Annotated in this window: 22 protein-coding genes and 2 pseudogenes; 11 read left to right on the forward strand and 13 right to left on the reverse strand. The window is 47.0% G+C overall.

All coding sequences use genetic code 11. From position 1 onward, the window contains the following. Positions 1–30: 30 nt before the first annotated feature. Positions 31–552, reverse strand: a complete 522-nt coding sequence (gene hoxE / locus C7I86_RS07915; RefSeq protein WP_010872723.1) for a bidirectional hydrogenase complex protein HoxE — start codon at positions 550–552, stop codon at positions 31–33. A 794-nt stretch (positions 553–1346) separates the two neighbouring features. On the opposite strand from hoxE, the pseudogene C7I86_RS07920 reads away from it, so the two are divergent. Next, positions 1347–1922: pseudogene (locus tag C7I86_RS07920) on the forward strand (transposase); the annotation flags it as partial. Positions 1923–1987: 65 nt separating this feature from the next. On the opposite strand, the gene C7I86_RS07925 reads toward C7I86_RS07920, so the two are convergent. Next, on the reverse strand, positions 1988–2266 hold the full coding sequence (locus tag C7I86_RS07925; RefSeq protein WP_020861773.1) for a hypothetical protein: 279 nt from the start codon (positions 2264–2266) through the stop codon (positions 1988–1990). 382 nt (positions 2267–2648) lie between these two features. Here C7I86_RS07925 and C7I86_RS07930 point away from each other — a divergent pair, with 382 nt between their 5' ends. Together C7I86_RS07930 and C7I86_RS19495 are read left to right on the forward strand one after the other, a co-directional pair. Continuing rightward, the gene (locus C7I86_RS07930) at positions 2649–4121 is read left to right on the forward strand and encodes a phosphoglucosamine mutase (RefSeq protein WP_010872725.1); all 1473 of its coding nucleotides are present in this window, start codon (positions 2649–2651) and stop codon (positions 4119–4121) included. Positions 4122–4458: 337 nt separating this feature from the next. Continuing rightward, a pseudogene (locus C7I86_RS19495) lies at positions 4459–4624 on the forward strand (IS1 family transposase); the annotation flags it as partial. 232 nt (positions 4625–4856) lie between these two features. Here C7I86_RS19495 and C7I86_RS07945 read toward each other — a convergent pair. Both C7I86_RS07945 and C7I86_RS07950 read right to left on the reverse strand, forming a co-directional pair. Beyond that, a complete protein-coding gene (locus C7I86_RS07945; protein WP_010872727.1) occupies positions 4857–5516 on the reverse strand; it encodes an SDR family oxidoreductase in 660 nt (219 codons plus the stop codon). A 53-nt stretch (positions 5517–5569) separates the two neighbouring features. Next, complete coding sequence (locus C7I86_RS07950) at positions 5570–6247, reverse strand: uracil-DNA glycosylase family protein (RefSeq protein WP_010872728.1); 678 nt, start codon at positions 6245–6247, stop codon at positions 5570–5572. A gap of 236 nt (positions 6248–6483) precedes the next feature. On the opposite strand from C7I86_RS07950, the gene C7I86_RS07955 reads away from it, so the two are divergent. From C7I86_RS07955 to C7I86_RS07965, 3 genes are all read left to right on the forward strand, one after another. Beyond that, on the forward strand, positions 6484–6678 hold the full coding sequence (locus C7I86_RS07955; RefSeq protein WP_010872729.1) for a hypothetical protein: 195 nt from the start codon (positions 6484–6486) through the stop codon (positions 6676–6678). Between the two features lie 269 nt (positions 6679–6947). Next, positions 6948–7859, forward strand: a complete 912-nt coding sequence (dacB, locus tag C7I86_RS07960) for a D-alanyl-D-alanine carboxypeptidase/D-alanyl-D-alanine-endopeptidase (protein ID WP_223211369.1) — start codon at positions 6948–6950, stop codon at positions 7857–7859. 26 nt (positions 7860–7885) lie between these two features. After that, positions 7886–9205: an FAD-binding oxidoreductase gene (locus tag C7I86_RS07965; protein WP_010872731.1), complete on the forward strand. Its 1320-nt coding sequence runs from the start codon at positions 7886–7888 to the stop codon at positions 9203–9205. A gap of 107 nt (positions 9206–9312) precedes the next feature. Here the strand turns inward: C7I86_RS07965 and psaJ are convergent, their stop codons facing one another. Both psaJ and C7I86_RS07975 read right to left on the reverse strand, forming a co-directional pair. Continuing rightward, entirely contained in the window at positions 9313–9435 is a 123-nt protein-coding gene (psaJ, locus tag C7I86_RS07970) for a photosystem I reaction center subunit IX (protein WP_010872732.1), read from the reverse strand. A 107-nt stretch (positions 9436–9542) separates the two neighbouring features. Beyond that, entirely contained in the window at positions 9543–10040 is a 498-nt protein-coding gene (locus C7I86_RS07975) for a photosystem I reaction center subunit III (RefSeq protein ID WP_010872733.1), read from the reverse strand. Positions 10041–10199: 159 nt separating this feature from the next. Between C7I86_RS07975 and tsaD the strand changes: the two genes are divergently transcribed. The 4 genes from tsaD to C7I86_RS07995 all read left to right on the forward strand — a co-directional run bounded on the left by tsaD (position 10200) and on the right by C7I86_RS07995 (position 13429). Continuing rightward, entirely contained in the window at positions 10200–11246 is a 1047-nt protein-coding gene (gene tsaD / locus C7I86_RS07980; RefSeq protein WP_010872734.1) for a tRNA (adenosine(37)-N6)-threonylcarbamoyltransferase complex transferase subunit TsaD, read from the forward strand. Between the two features lie 53 nt (positions 11247–11299). Beyond that, positions 11300–11857, forward strand: a complete 558-nt coding sequence (gene rimM / locus C7I86_RS07985; RefSeq protein ID WP_010872735.1) for a ribosome maturation factor RimM — start codon at positions 11300–11302, stop codon at positions 11855–11857. Between the two features lie 134 nt (positions 11858–11991). Then, positions 11992–12921, forward strand: a complete 930-nt coding sequence (locus C7I86_RS07990; protein ID WP_014407106.1) for a UDP-glucuronic acid decarboxylase family protein — start codon at positions 11992–11994, stop codon at positions 12919–12921. 148 nt (positions 12922–13069) lie between these two features. Continuing rightward, on the forward strand, positions 13070–13429 hold the full coding sequence (locus C7I86_RS07995) for a DUF4351 domain-containing protein (protein ID WP_010872737.1): 360 nt from the start codon (positions 13070–13072) through the stop codon (positions 13427–13429). A 50-nt stretch (positions 13430–13479) separates the two neighbouring features. Here the strand turns inward: C7I86_RS07995 and rsmI are convergent, their stop codons facing one another. The 7 genes from rsmI to C7I86_RS08030 all read right to left on the reverse strand — a co-directional run bounded on the left by rsmI (position 13480) and on the right by C7I86_RS08030 (position 19900). Then, complete coding sequence (gene rsmI / locus C7I86_RS08000; protein WP_010872738.1) at positions 13480–14319, reverse strand: 16S rRNA (cytidine(1402)-2'-O)-methyltransferase; 840 nt, start codon at positions 14317–14319, stop codon at positions 13480–13482. Beyond that, on the reverse strand, positions 14319–14540 hold the full coding sequence (locus tag C7I86_RS08005; RefSeq protein WP_041425978.1) for a hypothetical protein: 222 nt from the start codon (positions 14538–14540) through the stop codon (positions 14319–14321). The genes rsmI and C7I86_RS08005 overlap by 1 nt, the downstream gene beginning before the upstream one ends. A gap of 73 nt (positions 14541–14613) precedes the next feature. Further along, positions 14614–15525, reverse strand: coding sequence for a tRNA (adenosine(37)-N6)-dimethylallyltransferase MiaA (gene miaA / locus C7I86_RS08010; RefSeq protein WP_010872740.1), 912 nt, complete (start codon positions 15523–15525; stop codon positions 14614–14616). A gap of 7 nt (positions 15526–15532) precedes the next feature. Continuing rightward, on the reverse strand, positions 15533–16648 hold the full coding sequence (locus C7I86_RS08015; RefSeq protein WP_010872741.1) for a Gfo/Idh/MocA family protein: 1116 nt from the start codon (positions 16646–16648) through the stop codon (positions 15533–15535). A 55-nt stretch (positions 16649–16703) separates the two neighbouring features. Continuing rightward, positions 16704–17387, reverse strand: coding sequence for a slipin family protein (locus C7I86_RS08020; protein WP_230401106.1), 684 nt, complete (start codon positions 17385–17387; stop codon positions 16704–16706). Positions 17388–17872: 485 nt separating this feature from the next. Continuing rightward, positions 17873–18784, reverse strand: a complete 912-nt coding sequence (gene cruF, locus C7I86_RS08025) for a gamma-carotene 1'-hydroxylase CruF (protein ID WP_010872743.1) — start codon at positions 18782–18784, stop codon at positions 17873–17875. 213 nt (positions 18785–18997) lie between these two features. Beyond that, on the reverse strand, positions 18998–19900 hold the full coding sequence (locus tag C7I86_RS08030; protein ID WP_010872744.1) for a cytochrome c oxidase subunit II: 903 nt from the start codon (positions 19898–19900) through the stop codon (positions 18998–19000). A gap of 79 nt (positions 19901–19979) precedes the next feature. Here C7I86_RS08030 and C7I86_RS08035 point away from each other — a divergent pair, with 79 nt between their 5' ends. Then, positions 19980–20753: a pantothenate kinase gene (locus C7I86_RS08035; protein ID WP_010872745.1), complete on the forward strand. Its 774-nt coding sequence runs from the start codon at positions 19980–19982 to the stop codon at positions 20751–20753. Positions 20754–20822 lie beyond the last annotated feature (69 nt).

Consider the following 20822-nt stretch of genomic DNA (forward strand, 5'->3'; position numbering starts at 1 on the left):
ATCAAGCAATCACCTGATACTTAATATCCGTTAACTGTTACTTAACCAAGGTTGTATCGCCGCCAATACCGCTTCGTCATTCTGCTTGCCCAACACTTTGCCGTCATAGACCACGGCTGGGGCAATGCCACAGGCTCCAATGCAACGGGCCGTCACCAAGGACATTTGTCCATCCTCTGTCGTTTCCCCCGGTTTCAGATGGACTTCCTGATCTAGGGTTTTCAGCAAATCCCCCGCCCCTTTAACGTAGCAAGCCGTTCCCAAGCAGACCACACAGGTATGTTTCCCACTGGGTTTAAGGGAAAAAAGATGGTAAAAAGTCGCCACTCCAAACACCCGGCTGAGGGGTAATTTAAGCCCCCGGGCTACGTAGAGCAGAACATCCTCTTCCAGGTAGCCAAAAATTTCCTGGGCTTTATGCAGGATTTCAATGAGGGCATCCTGATTAAATTGGTTGCGCTTCATGGTGGCGTCTAACACCTTAAAACGCTTGTCTCCACTAGGATGGGCCGCAGATGGGGGCACAGTTTGGCGATCGGTGGCAACGGTCATGGAAAAATCCTCAAAAAGGAGCAATACAGCAGATAAAAGATGATTGGGAGAGCCTAAACCAGGTAAATTTGATTGCGAAAGTTAGCCTGATTTTCACCCTTAGTCGGGAAAGAATTTGTGTGCCTCCACAATCTTGCCCACAATAACGAATGGAATCTCTAGTTGGTTGCCTTCATTGTTACATCAACTTTTAAAAAGTGAGCAAATCTTTAGCTTTCTTCAATGTCGATTACTTAATCGGGATAATTTAGACAACGAAAAAGTTGTTTTAAGCAACAAAAATAGTTCAAATAAATTGCACTAGATTTTGTTAATATTTCGTAACTAAATTAATATCGATTACTTCCCTTTAGTGAATAAAGTTAAATATTGCTTGCCATTGTTGGTGGGATTTTGTACATTGAATACATGGAGCCGAAGGGCTTCACTGGCAGATAAAAACAGCCACTTCCGTCCGAAAACCCTAGTTTAACAAGAGAGGTAAAACCGAGCTGTTTCTTTCTAAATCTGTCTCGTTTGTTTCTCAGTTCATCGCTCAGATGACGGACAACACCCAAACCGAAAATAGTCGCAACCCCAATTGCTAGCCATGGGAGATAGGCACTGACCTTGTATTAGGTATTTGCAGCTCCGGTCATGCTCGAAGAAAGGAGGGTAAGTCGAACTAGTTACTAGGTTCTGGGTGTTGTTTGGAAGTGATTTCTAGGGAAAATATAAAGAAAAGAAAATATAAAGAAAAGAGGATAGGAGAAATCTATTTTTTATGGTGAGAGGATAAAAGTTGAGTATTGTCGATGAGTAGTTCGCCGAAGGTATTGAATCCTCAGGGCAAGCCATATGCTAGTGACACGAGTGATGAGGAGTGGAAGGTAATTGAGCCCAAGTCACCAGCCCAGCACCAAAAGGATTTGGGCATCCTAGAGAGTTAGACCTACGAGAAATAAATTATCAATGCCATCTTTTATTTACAGCGCACAGGATGTCAATGGGAGATGTTCCCCTATGATTTCCCTCCCCCATCAGACAGTATATAAATATTTTCACAAGTGGCAAAGGAAGGGAATTTGGCAACAAGTTCATGATGGATTACGTAAAGAGGTGAGAAAAAAGATAGGAAGAACTCCCAACTCTACTGTGGCAATGGTGGACTCCCAATCCGTTAAAACAACGGAAAAAAGGGGGAGGTATATGACTTTGATGGTGGCAAGAAAATTAAAGGACGTAAACGGCATATCGTAATTGAGGTCGTTAAGCGTTCATCTAAGGAATTTGAACTTTTAGCCGAGTGTTGGGTGATAGAGCGTACTTTTGGTTGGTTAAATCGCTATCGGCGATTAAGCAAGGATTACGAACTTTATACCGAAATAAGTTAAGCAATGATTTATGGTGCCCTCATCCGTATAATGCCTTCTCGTATTACTTTTTAATTTTTACTTCAGAAACTAGCTCTTAGTTCCATTTGGGATTCTAACCGTTGCATTGCTAAAGTACCTTCATGTAGTCTTCTTTCTTCCTCTAAATAATCTTGGTACATTTTCTCGGATTTGATATTTTCTCGTGCATTCTGTATATTTTCAGATGATTGTCGTAGATTTGTTGCAAGAAAGAAGACAAGACCAAACAAAGAAAAAAGAACAACTGTGGGCAAAGATTCTATAGACGGAAAAATATCGATTTTATTTTTTGGTTTCAAATTTGTTTTCTGGTCTTTCACTCTCTCTTCGCTAAAACCACACTAATAACATATGTCCCTAATGAAATAGAACTGGCATGTTTTAAAGATGAGCCACATTGGGGTTATTTTTTGTTTATTTTATTTTACTCTTTGCTAGGATAAATATCGGCATACTTAGGCATTAATTGTTACCTGTGACCGAAATTTTATATTTAATCCTCACTACCTTAAGACTAGACTAAATTTTTAAAATGGACAAATTTTTTTAAAATTTAATGAACGAGAATTATTATTTGCAAATTGGCAATAATAGTCTGAAACCTAAACTATGTAATTCTGAGCACACGCAGAGCTTGGGGTAAAATAACCACGGTTGACTGCTCCACCAACAATCCACTAATCCACAAAAACTAGGTCTGTCATGGTTTACACTCCTGCTCCGATTAAATTTGGTACCGATGGTTGGCGGGGGGTAATTGCAGCAGAATTTACCTTTGAGCGGGTGGTGTTGGTGGCGGCGGCGGCGGCCCAGGTGTTGGCGGCAGAATTTGGTAGTAGTGGTCGGGAACATCGCTTAATTGTGGGATACGATCGCCGTTTTATGGCGGAACAATTTGCCCTGTTGGTGGCCCAGACAGTCCAGGAATTGGGTTTTGAAGTCTGGTTGAGTGAAAGTTATGCTCCTACCCCGGCCTTTAGTTGGGCGGCCCATCACGAAAATGCCCTGGGCGCATTGGTGTTAACAGCCAGCCATAATCCCGCCAATTATTTGGGTTTAAAAGTTAAAGGAGCGTTCGGTGGTTCCGTGGGCAGTGACGTTACAGAAAAAATAGAAGCCCAATTGCAAAATTCCTTACCCCAGCCCCAAGCGGGAGGTAGTTTGCAATATTTTGATCCCTGGCCTAGTTACTGCCAAGGCTTGCAGGCAAAAGTAAATGTTCAACCCATTCGAGAAGCAGTTCAACAGGGAAAACTCCGGGTATTTGCCGATGTGATGCATGGCGCAGCCGCCAGTGGCTTGGAGCGGTTACTAGGTTGTCCCATTGATGAAATTAACGGCGATCGAGATCCCTTGTTTGGCGGTGCTTCCCCTGAACCTTTGCCCAAATACGTTCCTAAATTATTAGCAGCGCTGCAAACGGCGGCCAAAGCTGGTGGGCCAGAGTTACGGGTGGGTTTGATTTTTGATGGCGATGCCGATCGGATTGCCGCAGTAGACGGCCAGGGTAATTTTCTCAGTTCCCAGGGTTTAATTCCCATTTTGATTTACCACTTAGCTACCCAAAAAGGCCTCCAGGGAGAAATTGTTAAAACCGTTAGTGGCTCCGACCTAATTCCCAAGTTGGCAGAGCTTTACGGCATTCCCCTCACGGAAACGGCGATCGGTTATAAGTATATTGCTGATCGAATGTTAACCAGTCCAGTCTTGATTGGTGGGGAAGAATCCGGTGGCATTGGCTATGGGGGTCACATTCCTGAACGGGATGCGTTGTTATCCGCCCTATATGTGTTGGAAACAGTGGTACAGTCCCAACAGGATATTAGTGAACAGTATGGTCGACTCCAGGAAAAAGTCTGCTTTGTCAGTGAGTATGACCGCATTGATTTACCCTTGGCCAGCATGGATGTCCGCACTGCGTTGGTACAAACCCTAAATGAAAATCCCCTAACGGCGATCGCCGGAGAACAAGTGACAGATTTATTGACCACCGACGGCTACAAATTCCGTATGGCCGGTGGCGGTTGGTTGCTAATTCGCTTTAGTGGGACGGAACCTTTACTGCGGCTTTACTGCGAGGCTCCCACCAGTTCCCGGGTACAGACGGTGCTCCACTGGGCAAAGGATTGGGCAAATGGGGTAACGCCTGCCAAGCCTGCACAATCATCTCACTGAGGCGGTCCCTTTGGACGTAATCCAATAAACCATCCTCCGCCAGAATTTCCTGAACCACGTCATCCAAAGATTGGTCATGGGCCCGGGCCCAGTTGATAACCCCGGCGATCGCCACCGCCACTAATTCCTCGTTAGCGGGGAAACGGCGCAGGGCATCTAGTTCAGCGTAGGTTTTGGGGATGGCGTAGTGCATAGGGTTGGAAGCTTAGCACGGTTCTCTCCATTAAGCAATGGTTAAGTTGAAAATATTGCTCTGCAATGCAGTTAAGGCGAGATGCGAGTTAAGGAAAGCAGAAAATTTGGCAGTACATCTTCTCCCGACAAAGTATCTAGTTGTTCCAAAATTTCCACTGTTTTATAGAGAGAAACAACTCGGATAATCGGTTTGCCAGATGTCATGGCCGCACGCAAGTTGTCTCCAAGTCATTCCACATGGTTGATATCACCGTGGCAATATTTGCCAAACCGAGGTCAATGGTAGCATAGAACTACTACGCAACTAGCGCCTCTCATTACTTTATTGAAACTCTTAGCTATTTTTTGCCTGATTGATCTTTGTTCCTTTGAAAATTGCCTGAAAGCTGATAATAGTTTGGCTCCCTTTTTGTTGAAATAATTCATTCAGATTTCTATTTTTATCAAACTGATTAACCCCTTTTATCAAACTGATCAACCCCAACCTCAGTCGATAGACGTTGACTTGGGGACAGCAAGGGAGAATTTTGAAAATTGTGATTACCTCACCATCGCAAATAATTCGTCAAAGGACTGCACGGGAATATCCGGTTTACTGACAATTTCAACAATTTTATTTTTAGCACTGGGGCTAAAGAGAGATTCCACACAAGCTTCTGCTACTTTTTGCCGGGGAATACTACCATCAAATAACGTATCTGCCCCGGCCATGACGATGGCGTTATCATTGTCCTCATTTTTCAAGCCCCCTGGCCGCACAATGGTGTAGGGGACACCACTCTGACGCAGATAATTTTCGCCCCATTGTTTCCAGACCAGAATTAAGCCAAACAGATTGAGGGGATGGAAGAGGTTAGACACACAAAGGGAAGACACCAACACTAATTGTTCAATGCCATTGGCTTTGGCTATATCCACCAGGTTGCGAGTGCCTAGATAATCCACTTTGAAAGGCCCGGTTAAGTCCGCACTGGGTCTGGCCCCGGCCGCATTAATCACCACTGTGCAACCGGCGATCGCCGCCTTGATGGTTTCTGGTTCCAGCAGGTCTCCTACCATAATCTCTGTTCCTGGGGGTAACACCGCCTTAGCGCTGTCGTAGTTCCGCACCAAAGCCCGCACTGCAATTTGGCGATCGGTTAAGGTATTGACAACTCGTTTGCCTGTTTCTCCGGTGGCGCCGATAACTAAAACTTTCATGGTTAAATTCAATTAATTTTGAAGTAAAGGTGATAAATATTTTAAGTCTGGAACTAGAAAGCAATTTCCGTTAAGCGCCGTTGCAACATTGTCGGAAACTGTCCGTAGTAACGCTTATTCAACGGTGAAGGGTGAGGTAAAGGCATTAATCTAACAATTTTTTGACTACCTTTGCCTGCCGCCGTTTTCGCTTTGATCAAAACATCTAATGAGCATTCGTACCTATCCCCCCCTTGGAAGAATTCATCCAACTGGCCCTTGGGGGCATAGGGAGCAAACCATTTAAAAGCTTCCGTTCCCAGGGTGATAATTTGTTTCCCTTGCCAATGGAACACTAACAATTGCTCCACAAAAGGGCGAAACCTTTCCTTAACTTTGACAGAATAAGCCTTATTTTCCGGGGGTTTATAGGGCACCGTATTAGTAAGCAAAATCCTTTGACAGACCGTTTGTAAATCATCTTGTCCCCTGGGAACCCGACCCTGCCAAGCTTCAAAAAACCCCTTCCTCACTAGCCGCCCTGCCGCTCCGATTAAGGGTTGTCCTTGGCGCACCTCATCCGCCCCTAAATCCCTGCCAAAAAAACAGAGCTGACTACCGAGGTTACCCCCAAATAAAATTGGATCTAGGGCATCTTTGCCGGCCTGCTCATAAATGGGAGAGTCTAGGGGAAATGGTTCCCGTTCTGCTTCTTGGCGAATAGTGCGGATCAGGGTTTGAAGCTCTGACATGGAAGAAACTGAGATAACTGATTGGCAAAAAAATCGGTAGGAAAAACTAGGAGATCCATGGCCTCGCCCAAGGAAAAATATCCTAGGGTCACAGACAGATAAATGTTAAAGACTGTTGCAGAAGTGTGCGTCTCCGTTAATGCCATGGTAGTTTTTATAGGGGCCACAAGTCCCTCAATTCAGCACTTGCCGATTATTTTTCAGTCAACAGTATTGCTCAAGGAGGAAAAAGGACAGTGTCAGCTACCCAGGTAGACGTTTCCCAGCCCCAAGAAGCCATCAGTGATTACGTGGCGGAACTGCAACTGCACATGACGCTCCAAGCCCGTAACCTGGTCCCCACCCTAACCCAAACCCCAGGGCCATGTCATAGCCTCGTGCATGAAAGCCAGGCCATGGTAGAAAAAATTATCTCCCGTCAGCGCTGCTAGGAAGTTCACCGACATTACTTTTTATATTTTCCCTGATAGAGCCAGCCCAAGGAAATTTCCCCCCGTCCTGAACAGTGGTTTCCCTGGTGGCTTGCCAATGGTTGTCGGCAATAGTGGTATAATCCTGACTTTGCTGCATCAAAAATGGTGCGTCACAAAAAGCCCAAACCTAGAGATGGGACGGGCGATCGCCGTTAGTTAAACACTGTGTTGAAGCTGACGAAATTTGCTCCCCCATGGTTCGCGGTTCTGAACTTTATTGGAAGCCCATGAGTAAGAAGTGTTCCCCCTGGTTAAAAGTCGGTGTATTGGCCACCAGTGCCGCCTTGCTAAGTACCACTCCAGCTTTAGCAAATCAGCCCGAAACCTTTGCCAGCGTTGACTATTTTCAGGGTAGGCAGTCGGTTCCCATCGAAGTGGAAATGCCCACTGGGGGATTTGGCAACATTGGTTCTCCCATTTACCAGGGGGCCTGTCCAGCAACTTTCCAACCCATTGTGCAACGAATTGTGGGGGCCAAGGCCATGCCCAATTGGGGGGTATTAGTGGAAAGGCTTGATGATCGCCAGGTGCTCTATAGCCATAACGAAAACAAATTTTTTATCCCCGCTTCCAACGCCAAAATTTTTACCACAGCGGCGGCCCTACAAAGGCTGGGTCCCAATGCCACAGTGCGTTCCCAGCCCCTACGTAATTGGGTGATGACCACAAATAAACGCTCCAACAACAGCTATGCAGAATTGCTGCTCAACACGGTGGGAGGCCCTGGGGCTGTTAAGGCGGCTGTGGCGGAATTGGGAGTTAACCCCCAGGGTTTTCGCGTAGCCGACGGCTCTGGTTTGTCCCGCAATAATGCGGCTACGCCCCGTTCCCTAGTAGACACCCTCCAGGCAATGTATCGCAGTAGCAATAGTAGTTTGTTCGTTTCTTCCATGCCGATCGCCGGTCAGGATGGCACCCTAGCCCGACGGATGAAAGCTACCACGGCTCAAAATAACGTCTTTGCAAAAACTGGCACCCTGCGGGGGGTAAGGGCCCTGTCTGGTTATGCCAACACTCCCGCCCACGGCACCGTTGTTTTTAGCATTTTGGCCAACGATTGGAGTCGCTCTGGGGATAACCTGGTGCGGGCCATTGACCAGTTGGTGGTGCAAATCAATAACATGGGTGCCTGCGACTAATCCAGACTTAGCAAGGAATTATAAAAATGGATTGGTCAGCCATTGCGGCTTCATTAACTACCCAGGGCTTGGAAGTAATCCAAGATCCCCAGCAAAGAAAAAAGCTATCCACCGATTACGCCCATTTCAGCCCCATTTTGATGGCGCAGTTGGAGGGCAAACAGGCGGATTTAGTCGTCCTAGCCCGATCAGAACCAGAGGCAATCGCGGTGATCCGTTGCTGTGTGGCCAATCAAATTCCCCTCACAGTGCGGGGGGCTGGCACCGGCAATTACGGCCAATGTGTTCCCCTGGAGGGAGGCATTGTGTTGGATTTATCCCCCATGCAAAGGATCATTAGCCTGGAACCGGGTCGGGCCGTGGTGGAGCCGGGGGTAAAGTTAGGCAAGCTGGAACAACAAGCTAAACAAATGGGCTGGGAGCTGCGCCTGTTACCTTCCACCTATCAAACAGCTACCGTGGGGGGTTTTGTCAGCGGTGGCAGTACTGGCATGGGGGCAGTGAACTATGGCACCTTATTCGACCCGGGCAACGTCCAGAGCCTCACGGTGTTGACCATGGAAGCGGAACCCCAACGGCTGATTCTGTCCGGCGAGGCGGCCCAACCAGTCATCCATGGCTATGGCACCAACGGCATTATTACTGAAATTACTTTGCCCCTTACTCCAGCCCTACCTTGGCGGGAAGCCATCGTCAGTTTTACGAATTTATCTTCGGCGATCGCCTTTGCCCAAAATTTGGCCCATCAAGACGGCATTGTTAGTAAGGAAATTTCCATTCAAGCCGATCCGATTCCGCAATATTTCAGCAGTTTAAAAAGTTATTATCAACCCGGAGCTCACTGGGTAATGGTGATTGTTTCTGAGTTGGATTGGCTAGCTTTTACGCAGTTGGCCAAGGCAAGTAAAGGGGAAATTATCTTTGAGCAAGATCCCCAAAGCCCAGGGAAAAAAATTAATTTGATTGAATTTAATTGGAACCACACCACTCTTTTGGCTAGGGCCGTGGATCCTAGTTTGACCTATCTTCAAGTATTTTTCTATCGAGATGTAGAGCAAATTCTCGCCTTGGCAAAACTATTTAAGGATGAGATTATGTTCCACATCGAAATAATGCGCATTCAAGGGCAAATGTGCCTAGCTGGTTTTCCTTTGGTTAAATTTATCAACGGTGATCGCCTGGAAGAAATCATGGCCGCCCACCAAAATCTAGGGGCCAGAATCGCCAATCCCCACACCTATAGTTTAGCCGGAGGGTCGGTACAACCTCTGCCAGAATCCCAATTAATTTTTAAACGCCAGGTAGATCCCCTTAATTTGCTCAACCCAGGTAAATTAACCGATTAATCCAGTTATTTTTACCAAAAAAAATTGGCTAGGATCTCAATTACAAATCCCAACCAATCTTTTATCTCACCAAAAAATAGTGAGAAGAATTTATTCGCCAAACAAAACTAGGGGTGGAAAAGAAGATCGGGATAAAAACGATTAAACTCGATCAAAATACCAGCGGTGAAAGTCAACAAAGCCATGATCATGACCGGAGCAGTTGACAAAAAGGATTTCAAACCGTCCATAAATTGAGTCTCCAAAATTGACAAAGGTAAACAAAAATAATGTCGAAATTGAAGGGAGTTAGATATTAAGCAATAACATCAATAGTTCCCAGTCAATGCCCAACTAATTAGCGGGGGGAAGTGGGGATTTCTGAATCCTTCATCACCAGTTTGCCGGAGGTGTATTCACCAACGGCGGCCAAGGGCCAAAGGAAACCACCCAACATTTTTTTGATCGCTAGGGGGACATTAATAACCACTTCCTGCATTTCAGGATTTTTGCTTTCCCGAATTTCAATCAGGTAAGAACGACCAACCCAGCCGATCCAACCAGCAATGTACAGGAACAAAATGCTAGGAATCAAAAAGTCACCAGCGTGGGTGAAACGACCGTCCACAATCAGGTGGGGATAACCTTCGGGGCCACAGAGGGCAGAGGCATAACGTTCCGCCCGAATTTTACCGGAGTTGGGATCGTTGGTGGTATTGAGGAAGTTTTTAGACTTGGCCAAGTAAGCGGGGTTTTCGCTACAGGGGGTCAAATTGGCAAAATCGTCCGCCGAAGCTGAGGGAGCGAAATTAAACCAGAGTGTAAAGGCTAGGAGCAACGCCAACAAATGTTTCATAAGAATCGTTTCCTTGGTTAAACAAAAGACTAAAAAGGCGGCTAAATAAATAAGCAAGATTCGCAACCTGTTACCGTGATCCGGGGATCGTTAGCCGATAATAGGAAAGACTGGGCTAATAAACCGTCGTCTTTTGGATCAAACTCAAACTAGCAGAGAATGGCAATCATTTTAGCAATTGAAACAAGTTGTGATGAAACTGCGGTGGCAATTGTAAATAATCGTAACGTTTGCAGTAATGTGGTTTCTTCCCAAATACAAACCCATCAAATTTTCGGCGGGGTAGTACCGGAAGTGGCCTCTCGCCAGCATTTACTTTTAATTAATACCTGTCTCGACCAAGCTTTGCAAGCAAGTGGTTTGGGTTGGCCAGAAATTGAGGCGATCGCCGTGACCGTGGCTCCGGGGTTGGCAGGGGCGTTGATGGTGGGGGTGACGGCGGCTAAAACCCTAGCCATGGTGCATCAAAAACCTTTTTTAGGGGTGCATCATCTGGAAGGTCATATCTACGCCAGCTATCTGAGTCAACCGGATTTGCAACCACCATTTTTGTGTTTGCTAGTTTCCGGTGGCCACACCAGTTTGATCCACGTTAAAGGTTGTGGGGATTACCGACAATTGGGCACCACCAGGGACGATGCGGCCGGGGAAGCCTTTGATAAGGTAGCTCGTTTGCTGGATTTAGGTTACCCAGGGGGCCCTGCCATTGACCGGGCGGCTAAACAGGGCGATCCAGGGACGTTTAAATTACCAGAAGGAAAAATTTCCTTGCCCCAAGGAGGATATCATCCCTACGATTCCAGCTTTAGTGGTTTAAAAACGGCCATGTTACGCCTCACTCAGGAACTTAAACAGAGTTCAGCTCCCTTGCCTGTGGATGATTTAGCGGCCAGTTTCCAAGATACGGTGGCCCGTTCTTTGACCAAAAAGACCATTCAGTGTGTCCTAGACCATGGCTTAACCACCATTACCGTCGGGGGAGGGGTGGCCGCCAATAGTCGTTTACGCTATCATCTCCAAACCGCCGCCCAAGAACATCAATTGCAAGTCTTTTTTCCGCCCCTAAAGTTTTGCACCGACAATGCCGCTATGATTGCCTGTGCCGCCGCTGACCATTTCCAAAACGGCGATCGCTCCCCTTTAACTTTAGGTGTCCAGTCTCGCCTCTCGGTGGAACAAGTCAGCCAGTTGTATGAGCGCAATTAACTTGACTTTACTGAAAAGCTGAAAAATTAGTGGGGCAAATTGATTGAAAAAATATGGCAGAACCCATGACAGAACAACAGAAAACAGAAAATTGGCTGGAAATCGGTACCATTGTTGCGGCTCAGGGTATTCAGGGGGAAGTGCGGGTTCTTTCAGCATCAGACTTCCCAGCTAGATTTTTGACTAAGGGTCAACGGTGGATTAGAAAAACCCCCCAGGAAACGCCCCAACCCCTAACGCTAAAAAAGGGCAAACAAATTCCTGGCAAAAACCTTTATATTCTGCGTTTTACTGAAATTACCGACCGTAATCAAGCGGAAGCTTTAGTCAATTACCAACTATTAGTCCCCGCCACCGATCGCCTACCGTTGGAGCCGGGGGAATTCCACGTCACTGATTTACTGGGGTTGATTGTTTACGACCATGACAATGGCGATCGCCTAGGGATAGTGACGGATTTTTACAGTGCTGGCAATGACCTATTGGGGATAACTTTGGATAAAAACCCAGACAAAGAAGTGCTCGTCCCCTTTGTTGAAGCCATTGTGCCCACGGTAGAACTAGCGGAGCAACGGCTGGAAATTAAAACCATTCCAGGGCTACTGGATTGATCGGCTGTGTTCCTTCATACCAGTTAACTGGCAACCGTACCTTATTTTCTCAGGGGTAAACAAAGTGAATTGCACTGATGCCCAGCCATTTGCCAAATGCTAAACTGATGCCATTTGAACAAAGCGGGGAAACAATGCGGATTTTGGTTACCGGGGGAGCAGGATTTATCGGTTCCCATCTTATTGATCGCTTGATGGCCCAGGGCCACGAGGTTCTATGCCTCGATAACTTTTACACCGGCACCAAACGCAACATCGTCCAATGGTTAGATAATCCCAATTTTGAGCTCATCCGCCATGACGTTACCGAGCCCATTCGCTTGGAAGTCGACCAGGTTTACCATTTAGCCTGCCCCGCTTCCCCCGTCCATTATCAGTTCAATCCCGTCAAAACCATCAAAACTAATGTGATGGGCACTTTATACATGTTGGGTTTGGCTAAGCGGGTCGGAGCAAGGTTTTTGTTGGCATCCACCTCGGAAGTGTATGGCGATCCCGATGTTCATCCCCAACCGGAAAGCTACCGGGGCAATGTTAATACAATTGGTCCAAGAGCCTGTTACGACGAAGGAAAACGGGTAGCGGAAACCCTGGCTTTTGAGTATTACCGAGAGCACAAGGTTGATATCAGAGTAGCGCGGATATTCAATACCTATGGACCACGTATGTTGGAAAACGATGGTCGGGTGGTGAGTAACTTTATTGTGCAGGCGCTACAGGGTAAACCCCTCACTGTGTTTGGCGACGGCTCCCAAACCCGCAGTTTTTGTTACGTATCCGACTTAGTGGAAGGCCTAATGCGCCTCATGAATGGGGATTACGTCGGGCCGGTTAATTTGGGTAATCCGGGGGAATATACCATATTGCAACTGGCAGAAAAAATCCAGAATGCCATTAACCCCGATGCAGAGTTAATTTATCAACCCTTACCGGAGGATGATCCCAAACAGCGGCAACCGGATATTACGTTGGCGAAAACTTATTTAGACTGGCAACCGACCATTCCCCTAGATCAAGGTTTGGCAATGACTATCGAAGATTTCAAATCTCGCCACGAAGGATGATTAATCACGACCGCCTCTTTAAGGAACTTTTGACAATTTTTTTTGCAGAGTTCCTTTAGCAAAAGTTCAGATTGCTCCCCCCGACCGCGTCAAAGTTAAGGCTGAATGTTTGCGACTATTGGTAACCCTCAAGCTAGATCCGGCTAGAATGCAATTAATCTCTGGCTTTGTGGACACCTATCTCACCCTTAACCAAGCGGAAGAGACAATTTTTAAAGAAGCTATCGCTGAATTTTCCCCCCTGGAACAGGAGGACGTTATGCAGTTAACAACCAGTTGGATGCTTCAGGGCATTGAACAGGGCATCGAACGTGGACAAAAATCTCTGCTACTCAAACAAATTAGACATCGTTTTGGAGAGTTGAATGCAGTTAATTTGTCGAGGATTGACATTCTCACAGTGCCTCAATTGGAACAGTTGGGAGAAGTGCTGTTGGACTGCTCTGATTTCGCAGAATTAGAACAATGGCTAGCGGCCCAATCTGAAACACCTGAGCGAAAAATTTAGTGAATTTCCAGAGGTGGATGTTGCCATGAATGTTCCCAAAGAATCAGGTTTCAACCATCGGCTTCCAATTCCAAACTGAGTTGATAAAGTTGCCGACGGGGCAGTTTAGTTTCTTCTGCCAATTGCCGACTAGCCTGGGAGCGAGTTAACCCTTTAGCCATTAAACTTCTCAATTCGTCCCGTAGATTTTCTTCAGAGAAGCTGGGCCTGTCCTCCGGTGTAGCCCCGGCAATGACTAAGCAAAATTCTCCTTTCGGTGTATTTTCCGTAAAGTAGGCGATCGCCGTTTGGAGAGTGCCCCGCCAAAATTGCTCATGGTATTTAGTTAGTTCTCTAGCTACGGTTAAGCTGCGTTCTTGGCCCAAAAAGGTCTGTAAATCGGTCAACGTGGCCAATAAACGGTGGGGCGCTTCGTAGAGAATAATGGTTCGCTCTTCCTGGGCCAGACTTTGCAACAATTGCTGTCGAGGCCGGTTTTTGGTAGAGAGAAAACCTTCAAACACAAAGCGGTCAGTGGCTAAACCAGAACTAATTAAAGCCGCAATTAAAGCCGTTGCCCCAGGAATAGGTATCACTTCAATATTTGCTTCTCCGCAGGCCGCCACCAACTCCTGTCCTGGATCGGAAATACCGGGAGTGCCCGCATCACTCACCAAAGCAATATTTTGCCCCGCTTGTAATTTGGCCAATAGCTCCTGGGTACGGCCATGGCGATTGTGGTCATGGTAACTAATTTGGGGCGTAGTGATTTGGAAATGTTGTAGTAATTTCCCCGTATGTCTGGTATCTTCCGCCGCAATCAGATCCACCGTTTGCAATGTTTCCACTGCCCGAGGAGTCATATCCCCTAAATTGCCAATGGGAGTGGCCACCAAATAAAGAATGCCCATTAAAGCCCCAAGTTTTCTTCTTTTCTAGCTTTAAAGGAAGCCCTTAACCAGATGGTGCCGGAAATGAGGGAAGGAGCTAAGACAAAAATAGTGCCGGTAATAATGGGATGTTGTCTGGCGGTTTCCGAGGAAAGCATCACCGCCAAAATGAAGGCGCAATAGAGCACGCCTAGCAGGGGGATTCCCATTACCAAGAGGGCAAATTTCGTATCCTTATCCATGGCCATAGGAGTCAAAGTCTTGAAAGAAAACTAGCAATAATGCCATTGTAGAAACTATTTTCCCTCGCAATACTTAAAACATTCCTTCGTTTACGTCAACTTGTACTAACTTTGTCACCGAATCTAATAGGTTTGGCTGGTTAGCATCAAACCAGTGGATTGCCGAATCTTTGCGGAACCAAGTGCGCTGACGTTTGGCAAATTGCCTGGTGTGGACAATGATGGACTCCGTCGCTTGAGTTAACGATATTTGACCTTGGAGATATTGTTTAATCTCAGCGTAACCAAGGGTATGGAGCAGGGGTAGGTCTTCCCCATACTGATTGATTAAACCCTCAACTTCCTTCACTAACCCCGCCTCAACCATGGCATGGGTACGGTGAACAATTCTGGGTTGGAGTTGCTCCGGTTCCAGACCTAAACCGATTTGCACAATGGGATAACTGGGGGGATTTTCCCCTTGTAGGCTGGAAATGGGTCGCCCAGTGGCATAGAAAACTTCCAAAGCCCGCAGGGTCCGCACCACGTCAGCGGGTTCAATTTTGCTTTGGGCTACGGGGTCCACTTGACTTAAAAGTTGATAACAAAAGGGTTGGCCGAGGTTAGCTAACTGTTCACGTAAATTGGTCTGGGGTGGAACAGCAGGAATTTTTAACCCCTTGACGATCGCCTGGATGTATAAACCAGTGCCGCCTACCAGCAGAATCGGTTGGTTTAATGACGCAATCAACTCCTGGGCTTGCCGTTGGTATTCCGCTAGGGTGAAGTTTTCCGTTGGTTCACAAATGTCAATCAGATAATGGGGTACCGTTTGGCGATCGCCAAGGGTGGGTTTAGCGGTGCCAATGTCCAATTCTTTATAAATTTGCCTGGAATCGGCCCCCAAAATAACTGCGTTTAACCGCTGGGCTAGATCAAGGGCTAGTTGGGATTTCCCACTGGCGGTGGTGCCACAAATAACAATCAGGGGCGGAACTTTGGCCATGGGTACACTACTGGGCCAAAAGGCGATCGAGATCCGGCACAGCCACCCAGTGCTTTTCTTGATGGGCTTGCTTGGTCAAATCCATTAATAGTTGGGAGTAAACCCCATGGCGCAAAGATGGTGTGGGGGTTCTTTTTTGGTTAATACTTTGCACCCACTCATCTACTACCCGGACAACGGGAGCAAGGCGGCCATCGGCAAATACTTTGGGGAAATCTAAACGGGTCGGCACCGTCAATTCCTGCATGGGTTGCCCCACAGGATGGTGGAAAATTCTAAAGCCATGGACGTAATCTTTAAGATTGTCACTGCCTAGTACTAAACTCCCCTTTTCACCATAAATCTCCAACCAATGGCCGCGACCACCATGGGCTACAGAGGTAATATTTATTTGGCAGGGAACGTCATTGGCCAAAGTTAAACTGATTAGCGCCGTATCTTCCGCCGTCACTGGCTTCAAACGATTATTGTCCAGGGGATCAGGCCGTTCGGCGATCGCCACACTTAAATTAGCTGCTAAACTCTGAGCCGGGCCAAATAGCCAATGGAGATAGTCAAAGGTATGGGAAGCCAACGCCCCCAAAGCACCGCCCCCCTTTTCCCTTTGGGCATACCAATTCCAAGCCCGGTTGGGGTTGGCCCTACTACCCACCAACCAATCCACTTTGATCAGTTTCAACTGCCCTAAAATTCCCTGCCCCAAAAGTTCCGCCACATATTGCCAAGCAGGGACAAAACGAAATTCAAAATCCGGTATTACCTGCACTTCCCGTTGCCGGGCCAGATGGTATAGTTCAATGGTTTCCTCCACCCTTAATGTCATGGGCTTTTCCAACAACACATGTTTCCCCGCCAAAATGGCCTGCTTAGCCATTTCATAATGGAGAAACGGTGGGCTGGCAATGGTAACTGCTTGAACTTCCGGGTTAGCCAGCAATTCTTCCAGATTGTTGTAGCTATAGGCTAGATCGTTGGATTTAGCCACCTCCTGGGCTTTAGCCAAATCCCGATGGTAAATGGCGATCGCCTGGGTCTGCTGATGATATTGCAGGGCGGGAATATGCACAGCTTGGCCAAAGCCGGTACCAATGACAGCGACGGTTAGGTTTGGGGATTTAGTCATGGGTAATGCTCAAAGTTTGAAGGGGACAGAGAAACAGATTTTAATTTGCTGAATTTCAACTATCCGATGTTATTTTTTCTGAGCCACCAACAACAAAGGTATGCTTCCCAGAAGATGCGATTTTAATTAAGGTTTCTAGATACTGCAGGAACTTAATATTTTGATCATCTCCTATTAATTGGGAAGCATTTTTTAACGCCCTAGCGGTGGCAACTGCTGTGCGGGCATTTTCCAAATCCGTTTGACCTCTAATTTTGGCTTCTAACTGAAGAGCAAAAAGAGTTTGGATATTTTTGGGAAAAGTAATATCCCTTAATTTCATTGCTTCAATCATAACCCCAAATTTTTGGGCTGATTCTTGCAATTCATCCGGAATATTGGGGATGAAAGCTTCCCATTGCTCATTAAGCTCAAGGCTGTTAATTACACTAATAGCACTACGCCAATAAATTTGGGTTAGAGGATGAATCAGAGTTTGAATCATACTTGCTAGCCCTTCGATGTATCCCATTTGGGCAGGATCAATATAGGTCAACAATTTCTGACCGTCTGTAATTCTATAATTGACAATGTAAGAAAAACGTAGAGGAATATTATCTTTGGTTAATACTTCTTGATTTGTAACAATAAAGAACTGGTCAGAACGGGGAATCAGGAAAAGTTCCAATTCTGAGCGAAAATCCCAAAAGGAGTAAATACCCGGTTCTAAAGTTTTTTCAAAGCAATTTTTTCTATACAAAAGCCCAAGGCAATTAGGACGAACGGAGAAACGACGACACCAAATTAGACTGCGGGATTCAGTTCTCGGATTGAGCCCTAAAAGGTTTTGATAGCGAGCTTGTCGTGCCATGGAAATGATCGTTTTAGCCCCAGGCAAAGGTAAGGACAATCCCCAACTACGACGGAACAAAGGTTGAGCCAAGACTGAAAATCTTGCCGGTATCCCCCCTATTGCAGGTCTGCGTTGAGTTGAGTCTTTTACACTCGATCGCCAGCTTCGCCTGGGTATTTTTTATGGAGTAGGTTAACAACCCACGATGTTTGGAGACTTACCCCGCAATACCCTGTCTGAATGTAAGTCCCCGAGGTAAAGTACCTATGGCGGCAGGTGACGGTTGCTGACATTCCATCCTACAACGCCCCTTTGCAATGATCTACTCAAACTTGGCATTTAAAAATGGAAAGTCATACCCGCCAGCAAAAAAATTACAATCGTTTATTTAATTATTTAATGGCCGCCAAATCAGCTTTGTCCTGCTCAATGACAGACTTTAAACGAGAAACGGCGGTGGAACGGGAATCTTCTCCAGCTCGACGGTAGAAATATAAAGCTGGAGCAACCCCCAATAAAAAGCCGAGGAAAATGGGAGGATAAATGTGGGCTCCAATGCTCATCACCATGGCAAAGCCAAAATTGCCCAGATACATAGCCAAGGGTAGGGAAAAGTCCGCTTCGGGAATTTCAACTTTATTGACCCGCCAAATGATGGTGGCCACCGTCATAAATATCGCCCCGGTGCAAAACCAACCGGCAAAGTTTTGGTAGGGCATGCCGAAAAAGGCCCCGGGTACATCCCAGACCCAAAAGGGCATGGTGGTTTGGCTCATGGCGGGGTCCAAAACAAAATCCCAGGACATCAACAAAGTCGCCCCCACGGCGATCGCCGTCAATTCTTGCCCTAGGCGGGGTAAATTGCTATGACGTAAACCGGCTCTGACCAAAAGATAGGAGCAAAATCCTAGGTAAAACCAGGAAAGGGGAATGGTAAAGGGGACTAAACCGGCGATTTTGTAGCCCAATCCCGATAGATAGCGGTAGTAACCAAAGGGAAAACCAGTGCTGGTCCCCAATAATTCAGCAGAAACGGAAATACCCAGGGCGGGAATCAAAAATCCGAGGGTAGGCAAAAGCCCCAGGGTGCGGAATGCATAAACAGCCACAGCGGCAAAGCCCAGCAGCATGTAGGCCACGCCACCACCAGCCATAGACCATTGAAAAGCGACTTGGCCAATGGGAGGCAAATGGGCGATGAATTCCGGGTGGGGTAATACTAGTAATAACCCCGCCAAGCCAAAAGCCATGGAGCCGATATGGCCAATCAGCAATAGCCGCTCAATCCGCATTAGTTTTTCCATTCAGTCTCTACCGCTAAAACTACATTCAAATTCTAAGTCATTATAGTTTACAAATCTTTACCAGGAGCGGTGGGTTAATTGATGGTGGGCCACTGGAAAGGATGTTTAAAAGGTCTGGATTTATCCTCTAAATTCCCCAAGGTTGAGGGACTTTAACTTAAATTCACCTTAAATTTTGAGGAATCGAGGGGCCTCCCCAACTTCCCCTAAGCTCTATTGGCGAGTCCCAGGTGGCACGGTGGGCCAGCCGCTTTTCAGAGGTGTTGTGGGAGTTTGTTTAAACTCATCCAGGGCCGGATTCGGTAATTCCCCTGGGGTAAGGGATTTTTGACTTTCCAGCCAAGCTTGGTAGTCGGACAAAGATTGCACCACCACGGGAGCTGTCATGACGGCAAAGTAGGTGCCGCTAAATTGAGAGTCGTGGAGCTTATATTCCCCCAAACGATTGGGCGTAAAACTAAATTCAATTTCTCGGTTGGGCACAATGTCCTGTTTAATGCGGAAATTAGGCACGTAAAACCCATGGAGCACATCTTTGGAGGTCATATTCAATGTTACCCGGCGATCGAGGGGCAAATGCAATTCATGGCTAGTTACCCCCCCATTGGGATAGGTGAAAGTCCACAGCCATTGTTTAACTTCTACGCCAATCCTTTCGGGGTTAATATTGCTTCCTTGGGCCATGGCTAGTTCCGCTGGAGCATCGGCGGCGATCGCCTTTTCCCCCAGTAATTGAGGCACTTCCACCACGGGTAAGGGGCCGAGCACATTCATTCGTTGGTAAATGACATAGCTATACCAAGCAATCCAGGTCACCAAAATAATCGGCACCACTGTCCAAAAAATTTCCAAACGGGCATTACCCCGGATCGGTGCCCCCTGGGGATTCTGCAGGCTGAATCGATGGAAAATAACCGAGTATGCCATGGCCCCCGCCACTCCCAAAAAGACCACGCTACCAAGGCTGACCAAAAAACTAAACAAATCCCCCACAGGTTGTGCCTCCTGGGCGGCGGCAGGGGGTAGCCATTGGTAAGCTCGCTGTCCCAACCACAGACTAGCTCCCACGGTAAAAACAATGTAAACCGCCAATAGGATGAGATTTTTGCGACTCATAGTTAATCACTCTGGTTAGCCGTGGTCTAATGGGGAAGCTAGATTAGCTTAGTCTGCCAAAGGCAGAAATTTGGTTGCTGTGGAAACATCAAAGCCGGGTTGTGGTTTAGCCCTGGATAATGACAAGCAAAAACCTTGGTTAGGCCTAATGATAGGCAACTCCCGTCTGCACTGGGCATATTGTAGCGGCAATGCTCCCCTGCAAACCTGGGTTACAGATTACAACCCCAAGTCAGCTCAGTTGCCGGTTTTGTTGGGGAAAGTTCCTCTGATGTTGGCATCGGTGGTACCGGAACAAACCGAAGTTTGGCGAGTATATCAGCCTAAAATTTTGACCCTGAAGAATCTTCCCCTGGTCAATCTTTACCCCAGCTTTGGCATTGACCGGGCCCTGGCTGGTTTAGGGACGGGGCTGACCTACGGCTTTCCCTGTCTAGTGGTTGATGGAGGCACTGCTTTGACCATTACAGGGTTTGACCAAGATAAAAAACTGGTGGGGGGAGCGATCTTGCCCGGTTTGGGATTGCAGTTAGCAACCCTTGGCGATCGCCTGGCGGCCCTACCGAAGTTAGAAATGGATCAATTAACCGAGTTGCCTGACCGTTGGGCTTTAGATACCCCCAGCGCCATTTTTAGTGGTGTTGTCTATGGCGTGTTGGGGGCATTGCAGAGTTATCTCCAGGATTGGCAAAAGCTTTTTCCTGGTGCCGCCATGGTTATCACCGGGGGAGACGGCAAGATATTACATGGCTTCCTAAAAGAGCATTCTCCTAATCTTTCGGTGGCCTGGGATGACAATTTGATCTTCCTCGGTATGGCGGCCATACACCACGGCGATCGCCCCATCTGTTAGGGTTAGGGGTCGGCATTGTTATAGCTACGGGAGGTTAAATCGGGGTGAATCTTGGCCAATGGGGGGAAA

Origin of the sequence: Synechocystis sp. IPPAS B-1465 (genome assembly GCF_003015225.1) — a bacterium.
Taxonomy (GTDB): domain Bacteria; phylum Cyanobacteriota; class Cyanobacteriia; order Cyanobacteriales; family Microcystaceae; genus Synechocystis.

What these genes read in the sequence shown, in the direction of transcription:
- C7I86_RS07965 (WP_010872731.1), top strand. Translation starts at nt 7,886, where the DNA reads ATGGATTGGTCAGCCATTGCGGCTTCATTAACTACCCAGGGCTTGGAA.
- tsaD (WP_010872734.1), top strand. Translation starts at nt 10,200, where the DNA reads ATGGCAATCATTTTAGCAATTGAAACAAGTTGTGATGAAACTGCGGTG.
- dacB (WP_223211369.1), top strand. Translation starts at nt 6,948, where the DNA reads ATGAGTAAGAAGTGTTCCCCCTGGTTAAAAGTCGGTGTATTGGCCACC.
- C7I86_RS07975 (WP_010872733.1), bottom strand. Translation starts at nt 10,040, where the DNA reads ATGAAACATTTGTTGGCGTTGCTCCTAGCCTTTACACTCTGGTTTAAT.
- psaJ (WP_010872732.1), bottom strand. Translation starts at nt 9,435, where the DNA reads ATGGACGGTTTGAAATCCTTTTTGTCAACTGCTCCGGTCATGATCATG.
- C7I86_RS07990 (WP_014407106.1), top strand. Translation starts at nt 11,992, where the DNA reads ATGCGGATTTTGGTTACCGGGGGAGCAGGATTTATCGGTTCCCATCTT.
- C7I86_RS07950 (WP_010872728.1), bottom strand. Translation starts at nt 6,247, where the DNA reads ATGTCAGAGCTTCAAACCCTGATCCGCACTATTCGCCAAGAAGCAGAA.
- C7I86_RS08005 (WP_041425978.1), bottom strand. Translation starts at nt 14,540, where the DNA reads ATGGATAAGGATACGAAATTTGCCCTCTTGGTAATGGGAATCCCCCTG.
- rsmI (WP_010872738.1), bottom strand. Translation starts at nt 14,319, where the DNA reads ATGGGCATTCTTTATTTGGTGGCCACTCCCATTGGCAATTTAGGGGAT.
- rimM (WP_010872735.1), top strand. Translation starts at nt 11,300, where the DNA reads ATGGCAGAACCCATGACAGAACAACAGAAAACAGAAAATTGGCTGGAA.
- C7I86_RS08015 (WP_010872741.1), bottom strand. Translation starts at nt 16,648, where the DNA reads ATGACTAAATCCCCAAACCTAACCGTCGCTGTCATTGGTACCGGCTTT.
- C7I86_RS08030 (WP_010872744.1), bottom strand. Translation starts at nt 19,900, where the DNA reads ATGAGTCGCAAAAATCTCATCCTATTGGCGGTTTACATTGTTTTTACC.
- C7I86_RS07995 (WP_010872737.1), top strand. Translation starts at nt 13,070, where the DNA reads ATGCAATTAATCTCTGGCTTTGTGGACACCTATCTCACCCTTAACCAA.
- cruF (WP_010872743.1), bottom strand. Translation starts at nt 18,784, where the DNA reads ATGGAAAAACTAATGCGGATTGAGCGGCTATTGCTGATTGGCCATATC.
- C7I86_RS07930 (WP_010872725.1), top strand. Translation starts at nt 2,649, where the DNA reads ATGGTTTACACTCCTGCTCCGATTAAATTTGGTACCGATGGTTGGCGG.
- C7I86_RS07945 (WP_010872727.1), bottom strand. Translation starts at nt 5,516, where the DNA reads ATGAAAGTTTTAGTTATCGGCGCCACCGGAGAAACAGGCAAACGAGTT.
- miaA (WP_010872740.1), bottom strand. Translation starts at nt 15,525, where the DNA reads ATGGCCAAAGTTCCGCCCCTGATTGTTATTTGTGGCACCACCGCCAGT.
- hoxE (WP_010872723.1), bottom strand. Translation starts at nt 552, where the DNA reads ATGACCGTTGCCACCGATCGCCAAACTGTGCCCCCATCTGCGGCCCAT.